General features: G+C 69.3%; 18 protein-coding genes. 6 read left to right on the forward strand and 12 right to left on the reverse strand.

The features are described 5' to 3' along the window. Nucleotides 1-185 precede the first annotated feature (185 nt). From F9B16_RS08895 to F9B16_RS08920, 6 genes are all read right to left on the reverse strand, one after another. Entirely contained in the window at nucleotides 186-380 is a 195-nt protein-coding gene (locus F9B16_RS08895; protein WP_225991481.1) for a hypothetical protein, read from the reverse strand. Between the two features lie 40 nt (nucleotides 381-420). Beyond that, nucleotides 421-1,017, reverse strand: coding sequence for a GTP-binding protein (locus F9B16_RS08900; RefSeq protein WP_151539521.1), 597 nt, complete (start codon nucleotides 1,015-1,017; stop codon nucleotides 421-423). After that, the gene (locus tag F9B16_RS08905) at nucleotides 998-1,366 is read right to left on the reverse strand and encodes a DUF742 domain-containing protein (RefSeq protein WP_151539522.1); all 369 of its coding nucleotides are present in this window, start codon (nucleotides 1,364-1,366) and stop codon (nucleotides 998-1,000) included. Before F9B16_RS08905 ends, F9B16_RS08900 begins: the two co-directional genes overlap by 20 nt. A gap of 6 nt (nucleotides 1,367-1,372) precedes the next feature. Then, a complete protein-coding gene (locus tag F9B16_RS08910; protein ID WP_151539523.1) occupies nucleotides 1,373-1,789 on the reverse strand; it encodes a roadblock/LC7 domain-containing protein in 417 nt (138 codons plus the stop codon). Beyond that, a complete protein-coding gene (locus F9B16_RS08915) occupies nucleotides 1,786-4,050 on the reverse strand; it encodes a sensor histidine kinase (protein ID WP_151539524.1) in 2,265 nt (754 codons plus the stop codon). The genes F9B16_RS08910 and F9B16_RS08915 overlap by 4 nt, the downstream gene beginning before the upstream one ends. A gap of 414 nt (nucleotides 4,051-4,464) precedes the next feature. Then, nucleotides 4,465-5,421 (reverse strand): LysR family transcriptional regulator, encoded by a 957-nt coding sequence (locus tag F9B16_RS08920; protein ID WP_225991482.1) that lies wholly within the window; start codon nucleotides 5,419-5,421, stop codon nucleotides 4,465-4,467. 43 nt (nucleotides 5,422-5,464) lie between these two features. On the opposite strand from F9B16_RS08920, the gene F9B16_RS08925 reads away from it, so the two are divergent. From F9B16_RS08925 to F9B16_RS08955, 6 genes are all read left to right on the forward strand, one after another. Beyond that, nucleotides 5,465-6,337 (forward strand): polysaccharide deacetylase family protein, encoded by an 873-nt coding sequence (locus F9B16_RS08925; protein WP_151539525.1) that lies wholly within the window; start codon nucleotides 5,465-5,467, stop codon nucleotides 6,335-6,337. A gap of 306 nt (nucleotides 6,338-6,643) precedes the next feature. Further along, a complete protein-coding gene (locus F9B16_RS08930) occupies nucleotides 6,644-7,867 on the forward strand; it encodes a hypothetical protein (protein WP_151539526.1) in 1,224 nt (407 codons plus the stop codon). A 1,015-nt stretch (nucleotides 7,868-8,882) separates the two neighbouring features. After that, nucleotides 8,883-9,293 carry an AraC-like ligand-binding domain-containing protein gene (locus F9B16_RS54080; protein WP_151539528.1) on the forward strand — a complete coding sequence of 137 codons (411 nt, stop codon included), beginning with the start codon at nucleotides 8,883-8,885 and terminating at the stop codon, nucleotides 9,291-9,293. Next, nucleotides 9,215-9,487: a helix-turn-helix domain-containing protein gene (locus tag F9B16_RS08945; RefSeq protein WP_151539529.1), complete on the forward strand. Its 273-nt coding sequence runs from the start codon at nucleotides 9,215-9,217 to the stop codon at nucleotides 9,485-9,487. Before F9B16_RS54080 ends, F9B16_RS08945 begins: the two co-directional genes overlap by 79 nt. A gap of 286 nt (nucleotides 9,488-9,773) precedes the next feature. Further along, on the forward strand, nucleotides 9,774-11,165 hold the full coding sequence (locus tag F9B16_RS08950) for an outer membrane protein assembly factor BamB family protein (protein WP_151539530.1): 1,392 nt from the start codon (nucleotides 9,774-9,776) through the stop codon (nucleotides 11,163-11,165). A gap of 9 nt (nucleotides 11,166-11,174) precedes the next feature. Continuing rightward, nucleotides 11,175-12,275, forward strand: a complete 1,101-nt coding sequence (locus tag F9B16_RS08955) for a hypothetical protein (RefSeq protein ID WP_151539531.1) — start codon at nucleotides 11,175-11,177, stop codon at nucleotides 12,273-12,275. On the opposite strand, the gene F9B16_RS08960 is transcribed toward F9B16_RS08955, so the two are convergent. The 6 genes from F9B16_RS08960 to F9B16_RS08985 form a co-directional block, all read right to left on the reverse strand. Then, nucleotides 12,185-14,452: a DUF3488 and transglutaminase-like domain-containing protein gene (locus F9B16_RS08960; protein WP_151539532.1), complete on the reverse strand. Its 2,268-nt coding sequence runs from the start codon at nucleotides 14,450-14,452 to the stop codon at nucleotides 12,185-12,187. The genes F9B16_RS08955 and F9B16_RS08960 overlap by 91 nt on opposite strands. Then, on the reverse strand, nucleotides 14,440-15,576 hold the full coding sequence (locus F9B16_RS08965; RefSeq protein ID WP_151539533.1) for a DUF58 domain-containing protein: 1,137 nt from the start codon (nucleotides 15,574-15,576) through the stop codon (nucleotides 14,440-14,442). The genes F9B16_RS08960 and F9B16_RS08965 overlap by 13 nt, the downstream gene beginning before the upstream one ends. Nucleotides 15,577-15,580: 4 nt before the next feature. Next, nucleotides 15,581-16,573 (reverse strand): AAA family ATPase, encoded by a 993-nt coding sequence (locus F9B16_RS08970; RefSeq protein ID WP_151539534.1) that lies wholly within the window; start codon nucleotides 16,571-16,573, stop codon nucleotides 15,581-15,583. 11 nt (nucleotides 16,574-16,584) lie between these two features. After that, on the reverse strand, nucleotides 16,585-18,261 hold the full coding sequence (locus F9B16_RS08975; RefSeq protein ID WP_151539535.1) for an NHL repeat-containing protein: 1,677 nt from the start codon (nucleotides 18,259-18,261) through the stop codon (nucleotides 16,585-16,587). 253 nt (nucleotides 18,262-18,514) lie between these two features. Then, nucleotides 18,515-19,870, reverse strand: a complete 1,356-nt coding sequence (locus F9B16_RS08980; RefSeq protein WP_151539536.1) for an outer membrane protein assembly factor BamB family protein — start codon at nucleotides 19,868-19,870, stop codon at nucleotides 18,515-18,517. Nucleotides 19,871-20,125: 255 nt separating this feature from the next. Next, the gene (locus tag F9B16_RS08985) at nucleotides 20,126-20,536 is read right to left on the reverse strand and encodes a hypothetical protein (protein ID WP_151539537.1); all 411 of its coding nucleotides are present in this window, start codon (nucleotides 20,534-20,536) and stop codon (nucleotides 20,126-20,128) included. Nucleotides 20,537-20,673 lie beyond the last annotated feature (137 nt).

Below are 20,673 nucleotides of genomic sequence, written 5' to 3' on the forward strand. Positions count from 1 at the left end.
CCACCGCCGCCCTCGCCCAGCTCCTCCCCAAACCGCCCCGCCCATGACCCACCCGCACCCCCACCCGCCCCGGCACCCACCCGCCGGGGCGCCCGCATGCCCGAGGGCGCCGGGTCACAGCGAGGCGGTCAGGATCGACGACTCTTGGGCCCGCAGGCCCTCCAACGAGTCGATGCGGGCGGCGGTCAGGGCTCCCAGGTTCCGATGCAGCCGGTACGGCGGCGCTGTTGGGCCGCTGTGGAGATGTCAAGTCCTCGGCCACGGATGGTGAGGCGGTCGGCGATGGCGGTGCGATGTTCAACGCTCTTGTGATCGTCATATTTGAACTTGGCCCGGACCTCGCCCACTTCCAGACGCAGCCCGCGGATCCCCGGCAGCATCCGCCCGTACGGCGGTTGCCCGGGGGCGACACTGCCGTGGTCACCATCGGGCTGGAAGTGGGCGAGCTGCTGGTGCAGCAGGTCGGCGTTTGGCCGAAGCGCGCTCGCGCACGTCGCAGAGCGCCAACGGCACGTCGTCGTCCAGATCGAGGGCGATCCGAACGTCTCGGGTGTCCTTGCGCTCGGTGCCTTCGAAGCAGTTCACCGCGACCATGAAGGGAGTGCCCCGGTCCTCGAAGTAGTCGACTGCCGCGAAGCAGTCCGCGAGACGCCGAGCGTCGGCGAGCACCACCGCCCCGACGGCGCCTCGGGCGAGTTCGTCCCACATGAACCAGAACCGCTCCTGGCCGGGCGTGCCGAACAGGTAGAGGACGAGATCCTCCTCGAGCGTGATCCGGCCGAAGTCCATGGCCACGGTGGTGCTGGTCTTGCCCTCGACGCCCGTGACGTCGTCGACGCCGAGGCTGCGGTCGGTGAGGAGCTCCTCCGTGCGCAGCGGACGGATCTCGCTGATCGAACCGACCATGGTGGTCTTGCCGACCCCGAACCCGCCGGCGATGAGGATCTTTGCGACGGTCGGCCGGCCGCCCGAGGCGCGATGCTCGCCGACAGCGGTGTCAGAGTGCGCGTAGTCCATTCAGCAGCCTTCTCAGTACGAGCTCGTCAGGGACATTGCCGGTAGGGGTCGGCTTCAGCGCTCTCAGCAGGTCCACGTCGCGAAGGTCGTCGACGAGCACCCGCACGACGCCCACAGGCAGATCGACCTCCGACGACAGGTCGGCCAAGGTGACCGGCCGCCGGCAGAGTTCCAGCAGCCTGCGGTGCTCCGGGTCGAGCCGTGCCCGCGGCGAAGCCGGGACGCCGGTCGCCAGCAGAAGGGAGATCAGGTTCAGGGTGTCGTCCCGGAGCCGGGTGCGGCCGCGCGTGACGGTATACGGACGAACCACGGGCCCGGCCTCGTCGTCGAGCCAGCGATCACTGCCCACCGGTGCTCACCTCGAGCCGAACCCTGACGGCCGTGGGGCCACCAGCGGGTGGTCCGCGAGCCGCTCGGCGAGGTCCGTCATCTCGTACACGACCCCGCCCGCGTCCACGTCGGGCGGGCCGAAGGCGGCGAGGCAGGCGTGCTCACCAGCCGGCACCATGAAGACCAGGGCCGAGTCCATCTCGATGACCCCCTGCAGGAGCCCCCCGCCGGCGAACCGTTGGGAGGCCCCATGTGCGAGGCCCCGCATCCCGGACGCCAGCGCGGCAAGGTGCTCGGCTCCCTCACGGTCGAGGCCGCTCGAGGCCGCCGCCATCAGGCCATCACCGGAGACCAGCACGGCGCCGACGACCGTACCCGCGCGGCCCACCATGCCGTCGAGAAGTCCTTGCACCTCGTTCATCGCGATCGCCGGTTCCGTCATCGCTCACCCGTGTCGTCATCCGGTTCGGCGGCCGGGCCCGGTTCGGAACGCCCCCGCTCCCAGCCGCGCTGCATCGCCTCCATGACGGACTTGGCCTGCTCCGGTGACCGCGTCCTGTGCCGCGCCGGTCGCGGCGCGTCAGGGGCGGGAGAGCCGCTCTCCTTCAGCTGCGGCGCCAGGCTCGCTCGGCGGACCCTCCGCGGCATCCCTGCGTGGGTGCCGGCAGCCGCGGCAGCCGCGGCCTGCCGCGGAGTCTCGGCGGGCGAGAACGCTGCGGCGGATACGCCGGGCCGTTGCTCCTCGGGACGCCGGCGGCCGAAGTGGGGGACGTTCTCCGCGTCTACCGTCCGGTCGGCATCCGCTCGACCGATCCGGTCTGGCGAAACGACGATCGAGTGAGGCAGGAGGACGATGGTCTTCACACCGCCGTAGGCGTTCGGCTCCAGGACGACCCTGATCCCGTGGCGGTGCGCGAGCTTGCCGACGACGAACAGGCCGAGCTGCTCCCCCTGGGACAGGTCGAATTCCGGCTCCTGTCCGAGCCGGACGTTGGCCGCCGCGAGTTCGTCTTCGGACATCCCCAGACCGCGGTCCTGGATCTCCACCACGACTCCCTGACCGACCCGTCCGGCGTCGATCTCGACCGGCGTGTTCGGGGGCGAGAAGGAGACGGCGTTCTCGATCAGTTCGGCGAGCAGGCGGATCACGCCGGCGACGGCCGAGCCGACGATGCCCTCCTCGGCCGTGCTCGCCACCTCGACGCGGGCGTAGTCCTCGATCTCGCCGATGGCGCCGCGCAGCACGTCCAGGAGACCGACCGGATGGCGCCAGCCCCGGCCGGGGCTGGCTCCGGAAAGGATGATCAGGCCTTCGGCGTGCCTTCTCATGCGGGTGATCAGATGGTCGATCGCGAACAGGTCGGCGAGGGCGTCCGGGGCGGAGGCCTTGCGCTCCAGTGTGTCCAGCATCGACAGCTGCCGGTGCAGCAGCGACTGGTTGCGCCGCGCCAGGTTCTGGAACACCGCGTTGACGGCTCGGCGCAGATCGGCCTGGCCGACGGCCGCGTCGATGGCGGTGTGCTGCACCGTCGAGAACGCGGCGGCGACGTTGGCCACCTCGACCGTCCGGCCGACCACGAGAGGCGGTGCCTCCGCGGCGACGTCGACCTCGTCGCCGCGGCTGAGCCGGGCGACCACACCCGGCAGCCGGTCGTCCGCCAGTTCCCGCGCGGCACTCTGCAGGCCGAGCAGATCGCGTCCGATGCGGCGGCCGAAGCGCAGCATGAGCACCGCCGTCAGGAGCACCGCGACCAGGCCGGCACCGCCCACGCCGGCGAGGCGCAGCAGAGTCCGGTCAGAGGACCTCTTGGCGTCCCCGGCAAGAACCACCCGTGCTTCGCGGAGTGCGACATCCATCTGCTGCAGGAAGGCCCCTGCGACGTTCTGCCAGCCGGAGGAAGGCAGCCGCAAGCGGGTTCCCGGCCCGGCGGCCAGAATCCGGTTCTCCACGTCGACGAACCGCTTCGCCTCGTCCGAGGCCAGAGCCCGCCTGAAAGGGGCACCATTGGCCGGGGTGAACTCGGAGAGGCTGGAGTTCTCCAGGTATCGGCGCTCGAACGCAAGCTGGCTGATCGCGGTGCGCTCCGCAGCGGTCATGCGACCTCCGTCAGCGAGAAGTCCGCCCACCAGCGCCGCCTCGCGCCCGAGCAGTTCCATCGCTCGCGACATGCCCGTCAGGTGGTAGGCCTGCTGGTAACCGTTGCCGGCCACCAGCAGGTAGACGAACTTGAAATGCGTGTCGAGGACGTCGTTGTAGGCCTCGAAAGCCGAGAGCTTGGTCATGGCGCCGGAGTCGACCTGCTTCCGGATGGCATCGATCCGGTTCAGCTTGTCCATAAGCACCGAAAGCCGACTCTTCATCGGCCCGGTCAGGGTCTCCTGAAACGTACCGGAGTGCGCGGCCCCGTTCATCCGGACGATCGTGCTGTCCATCCTTTTCCGGACGGCGTCCAGCGGGCCGCGCGGCAGCCCGCCGCTGAGCCAGACCACCGTCTCCTGCCGCTCCTGGGCCAGGGTGAGCAGCATCGGCTGCACGGCGTTGCCATAGATCTTGTTGGCCGTGTCGATGTTGCGCTGGTCGATGGCCTCGGCCGCCGTGCTCTGAGCGGCGAAGAGCCACAACGCGACCAGGGAGATCATCGGAATGACGAGCAGGCCGTAGAGCGAAGACCGGATCGAGCGCCGGCGGCGTGGACGGTTCACCGGGCACCACAGCCCAGGGCGGCACGGGCGATCGGACGGGGCATCATTTTCATCTCTCGAGCTTGGGACGATTGGCGGTCGTCGCACGGCCGGCCTGAGCACCGGCGCATACGGGTAACCCGGAGCCGGGAGCTCCGGAGCCGCTGGACTGCGGCGGTGCACCCACTGAGGCCGTCAAGTTCCAGGCGAGAAGCCGCGTGGATCCGGCAGGGCCCCGCGGCCTGGGAGATCCACCCGCGGCGACGATCCGGCAGTGAACGCGACGTCTCCCACACGGTCGACCGTCCGGCCCGCCATCCGGACCGCAACCTCGCTCCTGCAGGTTCTCGGTTAAGGTGACGGACGTCCTTCAGTGCCGCCGGGTCCCACAGCCGTGGGCAGCAGCGCCCCTGGGCCGGTGCCTGCCGGAGTCGATCACGGGCCGGTGGCGCGCTCGCCCTTGCTCGCTTGGCGCATAACGGTGTCGCAGAACGCGCGGACCCGTGCCGTCCGGCCGTTGCGCGGCCAGACCAGCCCGTACTCGATCGGCGGTGCGTCGCTGAACGGCACGAACACGATGCCGGGACGCGCGTGGTACTTCTCCGCGCGCAGCGCGACGCTCGACACCCCGCGGCCGGTGGCCACCAGGGAGAGCACTTCGGCCCAGTAGACGGCGGTGGCGGCACGCTCGATGGGCCGTCCTTGCGGTGTCCGGCCCGGGTAATGATGGTCGAGCCAGTACTGCGGAATGGCCCCCGACATGGCGACCATCGGCACCCGCGCGAGTTCTTCGACATCGACCGTGGCGCGGCGGGCGAACGGATGCCGGGCCGGAACCATGAGCCCGCGCGGCTCGGAGAAGACCACCGGCCCGGTCACCAGGTCCGGTTCGGCGACGGGGAACTCGGTGAGCTGCAGGTCGAGCTCACCGGCTCGCAGCGGCCCGAACGGGTCGGTGAGCTGGACCTCCTGCGTTCGCACCGCGCAGTCGGGGTACCGGCTGGTGAACTCCTCGGCGGCCTGAAGGAGCAGATCAGCCACCCACGGGGCCGAGAACCCGACCCGCAGCATTCCGGTGATGCCCTTTCCGGTCGCCTTCGCCCGCGCCTCCGCCTCCTGGATCTGCCGGTACGCGGGCGCCAGGTCGTCGCGGAGCCGTTCCCCCACCGAGGTCAGCGCGACATGGCGGCTCGTGCGTTCGAACAGCACAACGCCGAGCCGGCGCTCGAGCTTCTTGATGGTCTGGCTCACCCGTCCCTGGGCCAGGCCGAGCCGCTCGGCCGTCCGCCTGAAGTGCAGTTCCTCCGCGAGCATCAGGAAGGTCTCGATCTCGTGCCGCTCCATCGCCTGCCCGATCCGATCGGTGAGTCCGACGCACCGAGCGTAGATCAACTCGGCATTGTTCCGAATACGCCGGTCACCGCACAGTTGATGCATGCACCTCGAGAACGCGCTGTTCTACTACAGCCCGATCACCGACCGGCCGCCGCTGCGGTGGCCCGACGGCAAGCGGGTCGCCGTCTACGTCGGGCTCAACGTCGAGCACTTCCTGCTCGACCGCCCCTCCACGAGCATCTGGCCCGGCACCGCCGACCTCGTCCCCGACGCGCTCAACTATGGCTGGCGCGACTACGGACCCCGGGTCGGCGTCTGGCGGATCACCGAGATCCTCGACCGGCACGGTGTCCGCGCCAGCGTGCTGCTGAACTCCGACGTCGTCCATCACAATCCGCAGATCATCAAGGCCGGCCTCGAACGGGACTGGGCCTGGCTCGCCCATGGGCAGACCAATTCGATCCTGCAGGCCGCGATGGACGAGGACCAGGAGCGCGCCATGCTCACCCGGGTCGTCGACACCATCGCCGGCGCAACCGGACGGCGGCCGCGCGGCTGGATGGGGCCCGGGCTGACCGAGACGTTCAACACCCCCGCCCTTCTCGCCGAACTCGGCGTCACCTACGTACTGGACTGGACCAACGACGACCAGCCCTACCCGCTGAACGTGCCCGGAATGCTCAGCGTCCCTTACACGGTCGAACTGAACGACCTCGGCCTGTTCGCCAGGGGCACCAGCGGCCAGGAATTCGTCCAGATCGTCAAGGACCAGCACGAGCAGTTGAGCGCCGACTCCGAGCACGGCGGCCGGGTCATGGCCCTGGCGCTGCACCCGTTCGTGACCGGGCAGGCGTTCCGCGCCAAGTACCTCGACCAGGCCCTCGCCCACCTGGCCGCGCAACCCGACACCTGGCTGACCACCAGCGACGACATCGCGGATCATTACCGCCGGACGGTCCAGGAGCACCACTGACGGTCCACGGAGCAGACGGCAGGGCCGACCAGGCGCACATCGCTGCCGGGGCTCGGCGGTCTCGCACCTTCCTCAACGGATTGCTTGCGGGATCGCCCACCACGCGGACGGTTGAACAGGTCGACAGGCACGCGTAGCCAACGGAGACGGCTACGACCCACAGTCTGGTGACGAAGGAGAGCTCTCGCCCGGGCATGGCATCTTGATCTCGCCTCCAAGGACTCCTGAATAATGAGGAACGGTTACGGGCGGCAGCGAATCTTCGGGTGGTTGCGGCGACGGTGGTGGGTGATCGGCGGAGTCGCTGTGGCGCTGGCCACTGTCATCACCGTCCGCATTGCGGCGTCGCCGGACGATGGCATGCGGGGACCGTACGGGTCGATGCCCGATTCTACGGCCTTTCCCTTTCCATTGGAGCGTCCGCGGGTCGGAGCGATCGTCCCTATTTCCGGCGTAGTCTTCATTTCAGGCCTCGCCATCGGCAACGGCCCGGCCGGAGGTAGTGGAGGGGTGCACGCCGTCAGCATCGCGACCGGCAAGGAATACTGGCATTACGACAGGCCGACCGAACCGGTCGGGATCTCTCTAGGGTATGTGGTTGTTCGCGAAGCGGAAGACCCGCGAACACTCGTATTCATCGATCCGGAGACGGCGCGTATCCACACGAGGATCACCGTTCAGGGAATCGGCCCGGTAAAGCATGTTCTCTCCTTGGGCAGCTGGATGTTCTTCCAAGGACGGGACGGCATTGCGAGCATCGACGAAGAGGGGTTCCCCAGGAGCCAAAAATTTCCCGCAAGCTGCTCACCCGACTCCTTGCTCACGGCAGCGAGTGATCACGCCATCGCGTTCGTGTGCCGCGACCGCCGGCACATGATCGGCTTTAATGGCGTTGAACTTTGGGTCACCGATACGGGACGCCTGTTCCCCGGAGGCGGCGGCCCGCGCGGCGAGATTTATCCGGCCGGGTATTCTGAAGTTTATTTCACTGTGGCTTTCAGAGAGCGTCCGCACGGTCGCGTCACGCTCTTCAGGCTCAATCCGACAAGCGGCCGAGTCGAGGAGCTCATTGCCACGCCGTCGACCCGAAGCTTCGAGCTCAGCGATGACGGCGACGAGATCGGCGTCTGTCCGTTGCGCGCCGACCGCGAGGCCGTCTGCCTTAACAAATTCAAAGTGGGCGGGCATCGTCGGCGGGTAACCGAGAAAATCATATGGAAGACCCCACTTTTTGGCGACCGAAAAGTAATCGACATCGCCAGGTCCGGGGAGAGGCTCTTTGTCATGGTCCGCGGCAGCTCCGAGTATGCCGCTCAACTGCTCAGTATCGACGCCGTGACCGGAAAAATTATCACACAATGGCAGCCAGGGCGAGAGCAAGACAAGATCATCTTCACTGGCTTCGCCCCGTCGTTCAGGGACCACTTTTCCCTCCGCACTTTCACTCCCACAACGGGCTACGCGGACTATCTCTACACCGACGACAGCAGCCACATAGGCGCCGCCCCGAGAAGGCTATTTCTGAAGTGATTGGCGAGCACGTCGCACAGCGGCGGGTGCCGGACCACACGGCCTGCACCGAAGCCGGCACCATGCTTCTCCACGCCTGGCCACCGCGGCATCGCGGTTCAGCGCCTTCCCGCCGAACCCGCGAACGGGTCGTGGACGCCCACAGCATCAATTGTCAGGCACTGACGCGAGGGATGCAGTCAGTGACCATAGGCCACCCCGTAGGGGTAACCGGCTTGAGGCGCAGCCGCGCCAGTGTGCCGCCACGCCGCGGCCGCGACTCCAGCATGAGGAAAATCCATACTTGGAGCAGCATATGACGCCACCCGAGAAGCGCATTCCCGGACAGAACAACGCCGAGTACGAACGGCGTCAGGATCCCCATTCGGCCTTCACCGGAACACAGTCACTGCACGGCGGGGGAGACCCTTCCTTTATTTTCAAGGTCGCTCACGCTTTCTTCGCTTGGCTCGACCGCCGCCGGGGACGCAAGTCGGGTTAGGTATGGCGGCGCGCGGTTTCGGCCTCATGCCGGAATAGTTGGAGCCGGCCGTTGGACCTGCAGGAGGGCCCTGAGTACCGAGGCTCGTTCGCTCTCGTGGATGCCGGGCCCTCGTCGGTGATCGCGATCACGGCCCCGGCCGCCTTACCTTCTCGTGGTCGCGGAGACCACCCCTTCTGGGGCGTACCTGCCCGCGTTGATCAGGACGATCAGCAGGCCCTGCCGCAGGAACCCGCATCACCGCGCACGACGGTTCGCGAGGGTTCTCGACCACCGTCCGCGTCCTCAGTGAGGGCAGATCCCGGATCGTCCGGTGCGGCAGCGTCGGTACATCGAAAAGGTGCCGCATCGTCTCCACCGCGTCGTGGGTCGTCTCCAGTGGTTCGGCGGCGGGGCGGGTGGCCGATGCCTCCAGCAGCCGGGCATGCCCATTGATCGTGGCGAGCGGGCCGTTCATCTCGTGACATACGCGGGCCAGCGATCGGTCTCGTATGCTGGGGACGCGCAGTCCAACCAACGGGCTTCCACGGCGAGATGATCCGTCAGTACAGCGGTGATGACCAGCTCGTCTCGTACTGGTCGAGCGAGGCGCGGTACGTGCGGACGCCGGGCCTGGTCCGCCGCGAGCCCGACGAGGCCTACCGCCTCCTGATCCCGCTCCGCGGTGAGATCGGACTGATCACGAACGGTGGCGAGGTGGCGTTGCGGCCCGGCATGGGTGCCCTGTGGACGTTCACGGAGCCCTTCCGGCTGGCCCAGCCCGGGCACGACTCGCGCTGCCCTCCTGACGATCCCCGCCCGCGAGGTGCCGGGTCCGTACCCCGTCAGCCAAATGTTCGACCTGTCCAAGGGCCAACGGCCCGTCGGTGGCCCACGGCCTCGGTTGGTCCCTCCGCCAAGTCCAGCTCGCCCTGCAACAGGCCGGGACCACCCCACGCGAACTGATCCGCGAGGAGCGGCTCCGGCTCGTCCGCGACCGGCTGCGCGACCCGCGTCCCCGGCACGTGTCGATCAGCGCCCTCGGACACGCCGCGGGCATCCCCTCACCCAGCGCCTTCAGCGCCGCCTACCGCCGACGCTTCGGCGAAAGCCCTCGAGACACCCGTCAACGGGCACAGGAGAAGGACACACGCCGATAACCGACGGTGCGCCCAACTGATCACGTCACGGGCCGGCTTCAAGGCGAACCCGCTCGCCGAGCTGGCGCCTGACCCCGCGGTAAGGCGTTCATATGGCGGCAGCTCGCCCGGCGAAAACTCGGGAGCACCTCCACCACGGTTTTGTGTGGACGGCGGTTGTCGTGGCGGTGTTCGGCCGTACGGTACTGGCCGTGGGAAACCCCCAGGACGTCATTGGTCGGCACAAGCCCAAGGCGTCCAGGCATCGCCCACCGCATCGACCGCCGGCAGAGGAGGAGCTCGAGATATGAGCGGTGGCGGCGGGCGGCTCGGGGCCGCCCTGGGATGGCTGCGGCGGCCGTGGGCGATCGGTGCGTTCGTTCTGGTGTTGGTCGGCGCGGGCGCGGCTGGTCTGCTGATGCAGCGGCCGGACGACGGGATGCGGGGGCCGTTCGGACCGCCCCCCGACGACCTGACGTACTGGGAGCCCGTGACTTCGGCTCGGCCGGTCGCCACCTTTCCGGCCACAGGTGCCTTCATCGTTGAAGGCGTCGCGATCAGCACTGGTCCGAACGGCCCCGGTGGTGGTGTTCACGCCGTCCGCATCACGACCGGAAGGGAGTACTGGCACTACGACAGGCCCGCGGAGCCGATCGCCGTGGTCCTCGAGCGAACGGTTGTGGCCCGCTCGAGCGACGATCCGCGTTCCCTCGTCCTCATCAACGCCGAGTCGGGACGGCTGCTGCGGTCGTTCACCGTACCGGGGATCGGTGCGATCGAGCACGCATTTGACTTCGGCCCCGCACTGGTTGTGTACGGGCGCGAGGGAGTCGCGGGACTGAGCCTCAACGGCGAACTTCAGTGGAGCAAACGGCTACCCGCGGACCTGAGCTGTGATCCCAGTCCCCACTCCCCTGCCCTTCTGGACGACAAGGATGACGCCTTCGCATTCGTATGCGGAGACGGCGCCCATGTGATCGGCTTCAATATCCGGCATGGCTGGCGGTGGACCACCGACCTCGCGCATCTGTCCTCCTCCGGCGGCAGGTCCGGCGAGATCCGCTCTGCCGGATGCTGCATTTCCGGCAAGTTCGCCGTCCTCATCAGGGACCACTCGGACGCTCCTGCCCCGGTGCTCGTGCTCGACTCCGCCACGGGCCGGGTCGAGAAGCGGATCCACACGCCGGTGGTTTCGAGTTTTGGCTTCACCACCGATGGCCGCCAGGTCGGTCTTTGTCCCCTGCCTCGAGGCGGTCAATCCGTATGCCTCAATGATTTCAAAAGCGGCAGGAATCTATGGAGCACCCGCGTGCCCGACGGGCTCAGAGTGGCCGAGGACCTGCCTCTACCTGCACACACCACAGTTTTCTGGGCCGACACGTCGACACCGCGCGACGATCTTCCGCAATACGTCTATGTCTTAGCCAGAAGCGCCACCGGATCCAATGCCCGCATACTGGTCATTGATCTGACGAGCGGTTTTCCGACAGGACATTGGCAACTTGGCCAGGAGCGGGACGGGATCCGCTTCACGGGTATCGACATCGCGAACAGCAGTCACTCTACGCTCGCGATCCACGCTTCTACCTCCGCAGCCCGCCCTATGACCTACCTCTACGCCGACGACACCCATACGGGGAACGAGCCCAAGGCCTTCACGAAGCTCCTGGCAAATCCCCGGCAACTCTTCGTGCGGTGACTGAGGCAGATGACCGTCAAACCGAACCTGGTGGTGGCAGGACATTCGCATCTCGCCCAGAAACTTCGAAACACCGGGCGGTTCGCAGCCGTATTCGATGTCGCTTCCGCATCAAGCCTCAGAGCTCTTTCCAAGAGCGGCGAGCTCTGTTCCCCGGCCGCGTTCATGTTCGCGCCGGACTTCGACGAGGATCTCCCGGACGCAAAGGTTCCTCTTCTGGCCAGCGGGCTCGCGGCAAGCGGATTCACCGTGCTCGTCCACATGTTCTTCACGGAACGGGGCGATGTCTTCGGTCCGGGAGTCATCGCCGGCACGGGGCCGATGAGCATGGCGGACCTGCTGGCAACGCTCTGCCCGGTCCAGCCGAGCCCGGTGCCGGACCCCCCACCGGAATCCTGGGCGATGCCTGTGATGACGCCTGCTCAGCCACCCGCCGGAGCCCAGCCACGACCGCCCTTGGTGTCCCTTGACGCAGCGGACGTTCCCACACTGACCGCCGGCCAGGAACTCATACCTGGATGGGTGGACGAGGAGGCGGCGTCCGGGACTCATCGGCATGACGGCGTCCTCGAAGCACCGGATGTGCAGCAGGAGCCCCTTCCCCCATTCTCGGGTTCAGCCCTCCGCGCCGTGGGCTCGGGCCGGCGACGCAGGCTCGTACTGGCGTCCGTGGCGTCCATGGTGCTCGTCGGCGGAATCGGCGCGGCCATGCTGGTCGCCGGGACCGATACGGCCGAGCGCCCCTCACCGGTGGAGCGTTCGGCCGTGCCATCCTCCGGACCGGCGGAGGCGCCCACGTCGAGTCCGACGGCGGTCCAGCCCGGCAACGACTCCGTGCCCCGCCAGGTGCGGATCGACGATCACCTGGTGTCGATCGAAGTCACCTGGAAGGACGGCGGCGGGAGCAGGGCCTCCCATTACGTGGTCGGCGGGCTGGTCGGACACACTCCGACCACCCTGGCCAGCGCGCCCCCGGGAACCACGAGGGCCGTGGTCAATGCCCTGGACCCGGACGCGGACTACTGCCTGACCGTCGTCGCCGTAGTGGACGTCGACAGGGTCTCTCGTGCCGGCCCCGTCTGCACCCACCGGGTCAAACGGAAGGGTTGAGCCGCCCACAGCGGCGCACGCGGATCCCACCACCACGACATGCGGCGCCAGCGCGGCCGGGAACGCCGCAGCCTGGTGACAAGGGAACGGACCTGCGCGACCGTGGACGCCGCAGCGGCCGGTGCCACTTCACCCCCGAAGCCCGCGGCGTTCACGACCTCGCCCAGCCGGCGCAGTGCAGCGGTATCTGTCTCCTGCAACTCACGCGCGATACACGCCGAGACCTCACTGGTAGTGGCGGACGCGGGAACGGGCAGGCCCGCCAGACGCATGGCGATCAGGAGTTCCACCCATGCCGCCAGGACACGGTCGGGCACGGCACCCCCGCGGAGACGGCGAAGCGCTGCCAGCCGGAGCAACGGGACACCGGCCAGAAGGACCAAGAAGGTGACCGGGAGGATAAAGAGGAGGAACCTCCCGCTCCCATGTGACCTTGCCGACCTCGCACCGCGCACGCCGCCGGCAGCGGAACCGCGTGCGCCGTCGTCGCGGTGCGCCCCCTCGCCTCCGGGCTGCACTCCGGTCCCCGCCTGCGGGGACGTCGCCGAGCGAACGCGCGGGCTGGGGTCGTAGGGCACCCAGCCCAGCCCCTCGAAGTGGATCTCGCCCCAGGCCACGGCGTCACCGGTCCGGACCACGCGGTCATGGCCACCGGACGCGCCCGGCCCGAAGCCGACCACGACCCGGCTCGGCAGCCCGACGACCCTGGCCAGCACCGCGAATGCGCTGGCGAACTGCTCGGACGTCGCGCCGCCTCCCCGCCGGCCCGGCGGCACGAGCAGCTGCGTGAGCTCGGCGTATCCGTGACCGCTCGGTGTACCCGGCTGGAACGTGTAGGACTCGCGCAGGTACTCGGCGATGCGTGACGCGCGCTGTTGCGCGGTGCCCTCTCCGGCGGCCGTGCGGGCGATCTCGGTCAGCCGAGGGAGCAGGCCGGGCGGCAGCCGAAGGTAGCGCTCGTCCCCGGCCCCAGAGGCGGCCTTCGGTCGAGGCTGCCCTCCGGTCCAGTCGGGGACGAGCCCGGTCGCGGTGTACGCGCGCCCCGCAAGCGAGCCGTCCCAGGAGGCCAGCGTGCCAGTGGCTGCGGCACGGCCCACCGTGAGCGCATCGATCCGCGCGGGAATGCCGGGCACCGGCACCCACTCCCCGGGCAGGTGCCCGGCCTTGACGTGCACCGTGGTGCGCACCGTCTTGGGCGGTACGTCGTCGGGAAGTGGCAAGGCAGGTCCGGCGGGACTGAACGTGCCGTCGGGCAGCCACTCCGTTCCGGTGAACTCGGAGAGGGCCACCCACCGCAGCTCCGTCCGAGGACCCGACACGGTCATCAAGGGCACGTTGGGTTCCCTCGACCATGCCGACAGATAGGCCAGGGGGTTGCGCTGTTCGTGGCGCGGTCCGCCGATGTCGGCGGTCTTGCGCGCGTCGTGCGCCCGAATCGGCCAGCCGTCGAGCACGCCGGGCGCGGCGACCGCGGCGATGCTTCCAGGCAGAGTAACGGCGCACGTCACCGCCGAGGCCGCCGCGACGCTACGGAAGCGTGAGCGGCGGGCAGGTGCCGGCTCTGGCCCCTTCAGCCGAATCGTGACTCCGGCGCACGCGATGTCCTGGCGGGTCCGCGAAGCGGAGGACAAGAGCACGATGGCGGCGCCGGCCAGCACGGCGGCAGACCAGTAGCCCGGCCGGGCCGCCCGCGGGTCGAGGACGGCGGCTCCGCACAGGAGCAGCGCTCCGGGCAGCAGCGCCGGCACGACGTGTCCGTCGCGGTAGAGCGCCGTTGCGATCGCTGCCGCCAGCCAGACCGCCAGCACGGGGAACGCCAGCAGGTCGACCGTCGGCGGAGCCTGCGGCTCGGCGGTCAGGATGCGGGCTCCGGAGTTCACCGCGGCGTCGACCGCCGCTGACACCGGATCTTTGATCGGTCCAGGAGCCCGGATGGCCAGCGCGACAAGCCAAATGGCGGCCACGGGCAGCCCCGCTGGTACGGCGGCGGGGCCGAAGCCGCGGAGCAGCCGGCGCGCCGCGGCCGTCACCGCGACGGCGACGGTCGCGGTGACGGCCAGCAAGACGATCACCCGCGCGTGCCGGTCGTAGCCCGCCGCGAGCAGCGGAGCCGGAGCGGCGGCCGAGGCGACCACGGCGACCGGCCAGGCGGCACCAATACGGATCACCGGACCCACCAGCGGCTTTCGTTCCACCGCGTGGCGAAGCCGGCGGGATCGGCGGCGTGCAGGAGCCGCACTCCCGTGGCAGGGGCGGGCACGTCGCCGTCATCACCAGGACCGATCATGCCTACCAGTGAAAGCGCCCGCCCTCCGGCGAGGACCTTCATCACCGAAGCCGCGTCCACCGCCGCCTTCGTGGAAAGCAACACGACCGCACGTCCGGACGCGAGGGAGCGCAGCCCCGCGCACGCTGCCGGGAAGTCGGCGTCCGGGCGGGCGCCGGCCTGGGCGAGCATGTCCAGATGGGCGGTGGTGCCCGCGACCGCAGGCGAACGCGCTCCACTGGCCAGCCGCACTTCGACCGGGAGGTCCCGGCCCGACATCACGATCGAGGCCGCGGCCTCGACGAGCGCGTCGAGTTCCCGCGGCCCGTGACGATCGTCGATCAGCACGGTCAGGCCCGGGCGGGCCGCGTCCGCGTCCTCGCGCACCATCAGCCGTCCCCTCCGCGCCGAGGTCCGCCAATGGACCTTGCCGATGTCGTCGCCGAGCGTGTACTCGCGCAGCCCGGCGAAGGCCCCCTCCACGGCACGCGCCCTCGCCGAAGAGGTATCCCTGCCGCCGCCACCACCGGTCCCGGATACGGCGGCGAGTTCATGGTGCGTAGGGTGCACCAGCACGTGGATCGGCATGTCGTCGGCCACGCGGACGGCGCGCACCAGTCCCAGGGGGTCGGTCCGTACCAGGCTGAGCGGACCGGCCTCGATCACACCGCGCCCGCGGGCGACCACCTCGTACCGGATCGTGGAGCGGACGGCCCCCAGTTGGAGAAGGGCTGATCCGCCCGGGCCGGTGAAGTGTTCGGCGACAGTGCTCACATGATCGCGGCCCGGCATGATCTCCAGCACGACGGTGACGGCGGCACCGGCGGCGACACGGGAGGCCGTGGCGCGGCGGTGGACCCGGATGGGTGCAGGCCTGCGCGCGAGGATCAAGGCCAGCGTGAGGGTGAGGAGCGAGAGCACACCGAGCAGGCCCGGCGCGAGGTAGCCCAATGCGAGACCGCCGCCGCCCAGGACGGAACCGGCGGAGAGGAGCCCCCAGCCACGGGCGGTAGGGCGGGGCAGGCGGACCGCCACGGCGTCAACGCCGGTTTCCGAAAGGCGGCGGGACCGGGACGTCGGCCAGGACGTCGTCGAGCAGTTCCGCCGTCTCCCCCGCGGTGGCGGCGCCGGACAGCGGTACCAGCCGATGCCCCCACAGCGGCCCGGCCAGCGCCTTGACGTCGTCGGGGGTGACATGGGCCCGGGCATCGGCCAGCACATGCATCCGCGCCGCTCTGCACAGCGCGATGGTGGCGCGCATCGACACCCCTGCCCTCAGCCGGGGGTGCCGCCGCGTCCGCTGCGCGAGCCGCAGCACGTAGTCGTACACCGGTTCGGCGAACGTCACCCGCTCGGCGACCCCGACCAGCCGCGCCATCCCCGCACCGTCCAGAACGGCCGCGAGATCCTCGGGAGAAGCGGGGGCCAAGCCCCGCATCAGCGACAGCTCCGCGTCCTCCCCCGGGTATCCGAGGGAAAGGCGCATCAGGAACCTGTCGAGCTGGGCCTCCGGCAAAGGGAACGTGCCCTCCAGCTCGACCGGGTTCTGCGTCGCCACCACCAGGAACGGGTGAGGCACAGGATGGGCCTTTCCATCGACGGTGACCTGCTTCTCCTGCATCACCTCCAGCAAGGCGGACTGCGTCCTCGGCAGTGCCCTGTTGATCTCATCCACGATGACGACGTTGGCGAACACCGGGCCGGGATGGAACTCGAACTCCCGGCTCCGCTCGTTGAAGATCGTCACCCCGGTGATGTCGGAGGGCAGGAGGTCGGGCGTGCACTGGACCCGGCTCGCCGTCCCGCCGGTGACCGCCGCGAGCGCGCGGGCGAGCGTGGTCTTGCCCATGCCGGGCAAGTCCTCCAGCAGGACGTGACCGCCGGCGGCGAACGCGGTGAGGACCAGCCGCACGGTCGCCGGGGCGCATCGGGCCGCCGTCCCGATAGCCGCCGCCATACGCTCGAACACCTGGGCGGCCGACTCCACCTCTTCGCCCGTGACCAAGGGCGACTCGGCTGTCGTACTGCTCATTCGGTTCCTTCCTACCCGCAGTTGCCCCACCCGGCCGAGACGCTCACACCGGATGCGCCACCCGAGTAGCGGACGCAGACACCGGGCGCCGTCACGTACACCGGCCCCGCGTAGTACTTGAACGTGCCGCTGTCCTGCCCGACCTCGCCGCCGCTCTTCTCCTCAAGGCGGACCTTCACACTGGTGCCCGTGCCGATCTTGGTGGTCTTCATGGTGACCGCACAGTTCTTCTTCGTGCCGGCGCTGTAGAGCAGGTAGACCCGTCCACCAGAGAACGCCGTCGACCGCTGCACCTTGTAACCGCCGCCCGAGGCGGCGTTGCAGACTTGCTGAGGCGTGTACGGATTGTGCAGCTGGGTGGGCTTGGGCCTCGGCTTGGACTTACTCGGTGTCGACGCCCCCGGTTTCGGGACGCTGGGGCTCGTGCCGCTCGACCGGCGCGCGGGCGTCTTCGTCACGGGCCGACGGGGCGTGGGCCGCTCCGGCCTTTCCGGGGTGGGGAGCGGGATCCCATGGGACGGCCGGCGCCCCGGGGAGAGCGCGTCCGGCGGCTGCGGGAAGATCGGCGACGCGGGCGGTGCCGGCACCGGTGGCGGACCGTTCCCGTCGCCGGGCGCGGCCGGACGGCCCGCGCCCTGCCCCGTCCCGTATTTGCCCACGGTCCGAGGCCGGCCATCGGTCCCGACCACCAGGGCGTGCTCGGTGCCCGGCGCGTTGACGAACAGATTGCCCTCGCGGACCCGGAGTTCCAGGTCACCGCGTCCTTCGGGCAGGGACAGCACACCGGTCTCGCGTCCCGCCGGGTCGAGGACCCGGACCTGCCCGGTCTCCCGCGCCGGCACGTAGACCTTGCCCGCGAACGGCACGACGGGATCCTGGACGGGATCACGCAGCGGAAACGACCGGACGTGCCCGGGCGTGCGCGCGGCGTCGAGCGTGACCACCGAGCCGGCGGCGGGCACGGTGACCGCGGCGAGTGCTCCGAAGATGCGTTCGGGCACCAGCGCTCCGGCGAGCGGGACCGGCGCGGTGACCCGGCGGATGTGCTCGCCGGTGACGAGCACCACGTCGCGGCCGCTGCGGTCGACGACGAGGGCGCCCTGGTCCAGCACGCTCAGCGCAAGATCGCTGCCGGGGTCGGCGACCTCGACGGCACGGGCGATGGAAGCGCCCTTGGCCGTGACCTCCAACGACGCGACCGTGCCCTGATGGGGCAGTGCGACCCACAGCCGGCCTGAACCGTCGAACTCACCGCCGGCGAGCGGACCAGGCAGCCGCAGGACGGAGCCCACCGGACGCAGCGTGGCCGGATCGAGCACCCGCACCATGCCAGAGGCACGCTCGATCACGACCGCGGCGGTCGCCCCCATCGCCAGGTGCGGATCGCCGCGCGTGCCGATGTCCAGGCGCCCGGAGAATCCGGGGCCGGTCAGATCGAGCGAGGACACCCGGCCGGTGTCCAGATCGTGGATGATCAGATGCTGATCATTCTCAGTGACCTGCACCCGGTGGCCGCGGGCGTCGGGCACCGCGCGGCGCTGTTCGACCCGGCCGCTGTCTGGGTTGACCCGTCCCGCCTCGCCCGTCACCCGGCTCCACAGCCAGGCACTGCCATCGGAGGCGGCGATCGCATGACCGATCCGGCCGGTGCCGAGCAGCGTCGCCAGTAGCGCGAGGACGACAAGCACGGCCGCCGTCCACCCGGCCGGCCGTGTACGGGTCGTCCCCGCGCTTGTCCTTCGCCCCTTCACAGGCACCCCTTCGTCCACATGGACCTCACCGAGCGCGCGCAGCCGATCCCCATCCCGCCCTCATGCAAGCCCACCGGCCTGCCATGACGCCTCGCCACGCGGGTCAGGCAGGCCCGTGTCAGCAACAGTCCGGCCACCGGCTCCCCCGGCAACCCACCGCTTCGGATCTGAGGGTGCCTGCTTCACCCGATCACAGGCCGGGGAGGGCCACCAGCGCGTGGTCTGTGGGGGTTGGGCCGCCGGCGCCGAGGATGCCGCAGGTGAGGAAGAGCGCGCCTCGGTAAAGCGCCGGCACCGGTTCGGCGCCTGCCCACGCGTCCGCCGGATCGTACTGGCGGACGACGGACTGCTGTCCGCTCGCCGGATCGATGCGGACTAATTGCGGACGCTCGTTGACCCGGCCGACGGCATAGGCGAGCAGGCCACCGCCGGTCGAGGGAACCGGGTGCAGGCGCATCGTGTCGGTGCTTCCGCGGATCCCCCACAGCCGTTTCCCTGAAGTGATGGACCACGCCACGATCGTGTTCTGCTCGGTTGTGGCGGCGTCCTTCGGCTCCAACGCCACCGCCACGGTGTCTCCGCTGATCAGGACGTTGCCGGACGGATTCCCGTCCGCCCGCTGATGTCCTGAGTGCTCGAGGCCATCGGCGAGGGTGCTGCGCACGGTGCCCTGGTCGCTGAGGACCACCAGATGCGCCTTGTCGGAGCGGTCCTCATCGTCGACCATGATCGGATCGGTGCTCAGAACGCCCTTGAGCAGCCCTGGCCGACGGAGCCTGAAGGTCCATTGCGCCCGGCCCGTCCCCGGATCCACCTGCTCCACCACGTGACCGTGGAAACCGTTGGCGACGCATGAGGCGAGTCGCACGAGCCTGAGACCACCGGTGTACGAGTCGGTGTAGCAGGCCCCTCCCCCGTAGAGAGCCGCCTTTTCCGTCCACAGTTGCGCGCCGTCACTCACACGGAACGCGGTCGTCGGGTGGTGCTTCATCGCCGCCACGACGGTGTCGCCGCTGCGTGCCAGTTGGGGCTCAGCACCGTTGATCGCCGACTCGTCGATGGTCAAGGGGCGCGTCCACATGAGCCTGCCCGTGCGGAGGTCGACCCCTGCGACGGTGCCGCAGTCCTCTTCACTTCCGTACGCGATGACCCCGACACCACCATCAGCGATCGTCGATGCCTGGCACAGCGTGGCCGGCAGGCGCGATTCCCATAGCCGGCGCCCGGTGGCCACGTCCATGGCAACCAGCTCGTCGGCCAGCGCGCGGACCACCGTCGTGCCGGTGAAGAGCGTCCCGCGCAACGAGTCGGACGCGATCGTCCAATGCCCGCCCGCATACGGCAGCGACCACGGCGTCAACCTCAGCGGCTTCTCTTTCGCTGCGCCGGTGGACTCACCGCGTCCCACGGCGGAGACCCGATCGCCAGGTCCATCGGTCACGACGAGCAGCACCGCGGCGACGAGCGCACTCACCGCAGTGGCCACGATGACCGAGGCCAGCACCACGCGGTCCGCATGGGACGATCGTGAGAAGCGGTTCGTCATGGCTTTCCTGGGGGACGGTTGCGGAGGCGGTCACGGGCTGCGGGTGGGAATCGCGATGTGACACGGGGTCATCGAGAGACCACCGTCCGGACCACAGTCCACCGACCGAAAGCGCCTGGTCCCTGCTGAAGTGCTTCAGGGCCAACGTCCCGGCCACTCGCCATCACCAGATGACCCTGGTTGGGGCGGGCAGGAAGCGTTCCTTCCCGCCCCAACGTATTCGCGTCCCGCGGCGCAACCAGGCGAGGTTGCAGATCAGTGGTCGTTGACGAAGGTGGGATATGCGCTGGAGTAGTCGCCGTCGCCCGTCATATGGAGCCCAATTGTGTCTCCCTCGAACAGGTTGTACTGCCCACCATCGCTGGCTTGGGCCGAATCGCAGCTACCTTTGCCGTTATCGGCGACGAGTAGATACGTATAGCCGACTCTGTCCTCTACCCTGACTGTAGCCGAGTGCCCGTTCGCGGACGTGTCACACACGGAGACGATGTCACCGTGTTCCTCGACGTAAACCTTCACGCCGGGGACAGTCGAGTAGGAATACGTGTGGTCCCAGACGATACCGTCGGGCGGTTCGCTGGCGGAGGCGTTGCCGGCGGTGGCCATGATGGCAGCGGCAGCGAGCGCCATCGTACCCGCGGCGATACGTCCAATACGAAGTTTCAAGACATGCTCCTTTCAGAGGAGAACGGATCGATCCCCTACAGCCAGCCCGATCTCCAGGGCAGGATCGACCCTCGTTCTGGCCCCTCATTCGTGCGGTTTCCCGTACTAGTCTCCGTGCGTACGGGCCAGCAGATATG

The organism is Actinomadura montaniterrae (genome assembly GCF_008923365.1).
GTDB lineage: Bacteria > Actinomycetota > Actinomycetes > Streptosporangiales > Streptosporangiaceae > Spirillospora > Spirillospora montaniterrae.

Coding starts and splice junctions, on each gene's coding strand:
- F9B16_RS08895 (WP_225991481.1), bottom strand. CDS start 380: ATGCTGCCGGGGATCCGCGGGCTGCGTCTGGAAGTGGGCGAGGTCCGG.
- F9B16_RS08900 (WP_151539521.1), bottom strand. CDS start 1,017: ATGGACTACGCGCACTCTGACACCGCTGTCGGCGAGCATCGCGCCTCG.
- F9B16_RS08910 (WP_151539523.1), bottom strand. CDS start 1,789: ATGACGGAACCGGCGATCGCGATGAACGAGGTGCAAGGACTTCTCGAC.
- F9B16_RS08925 (WP_151539525.1), top strand. CDS start 5,465: ATGCACCTCGAGAACGCGCTGTTCTACTACAGCCCGATCACCGACCGG.
- F9B16_RS54080 (WP_151539528.1), top strand. CDS start 8,883: ATGATCCGTCAGTACAGCGGTGATGACCAGCTCGTCTCGTACTGGTCG.
- F9B16_RS08950 (WP_151539530.1), top strand. CDS start 9,774: ATGAGCGGTGGCGGCGGGCGGCTCGGGGCCGCCCTGGGATGGCTGCGG.
- F9B16_RS08955 (WP_151539531.1), top strand. CDS start 11,175: ATGACCGTCAAACCGAACCTGGTGGTGGCAGGACATTCGCATCTCGCC.
- F9B16_RS08970 (WP_151539534.1), bottom strand. CDS start 16,573: ATGAGCAGTACGACAGCCGAGTCGCCCTTGGTCACGGGCGAAGAGGTG.
- F9B16_RS08980 (WP_151539536.1), bottom strand. CDS start 19,870: ATGACGAACCGCTTCTCACGATCGTCCCATGCGGACCGCGTGGTGCTG.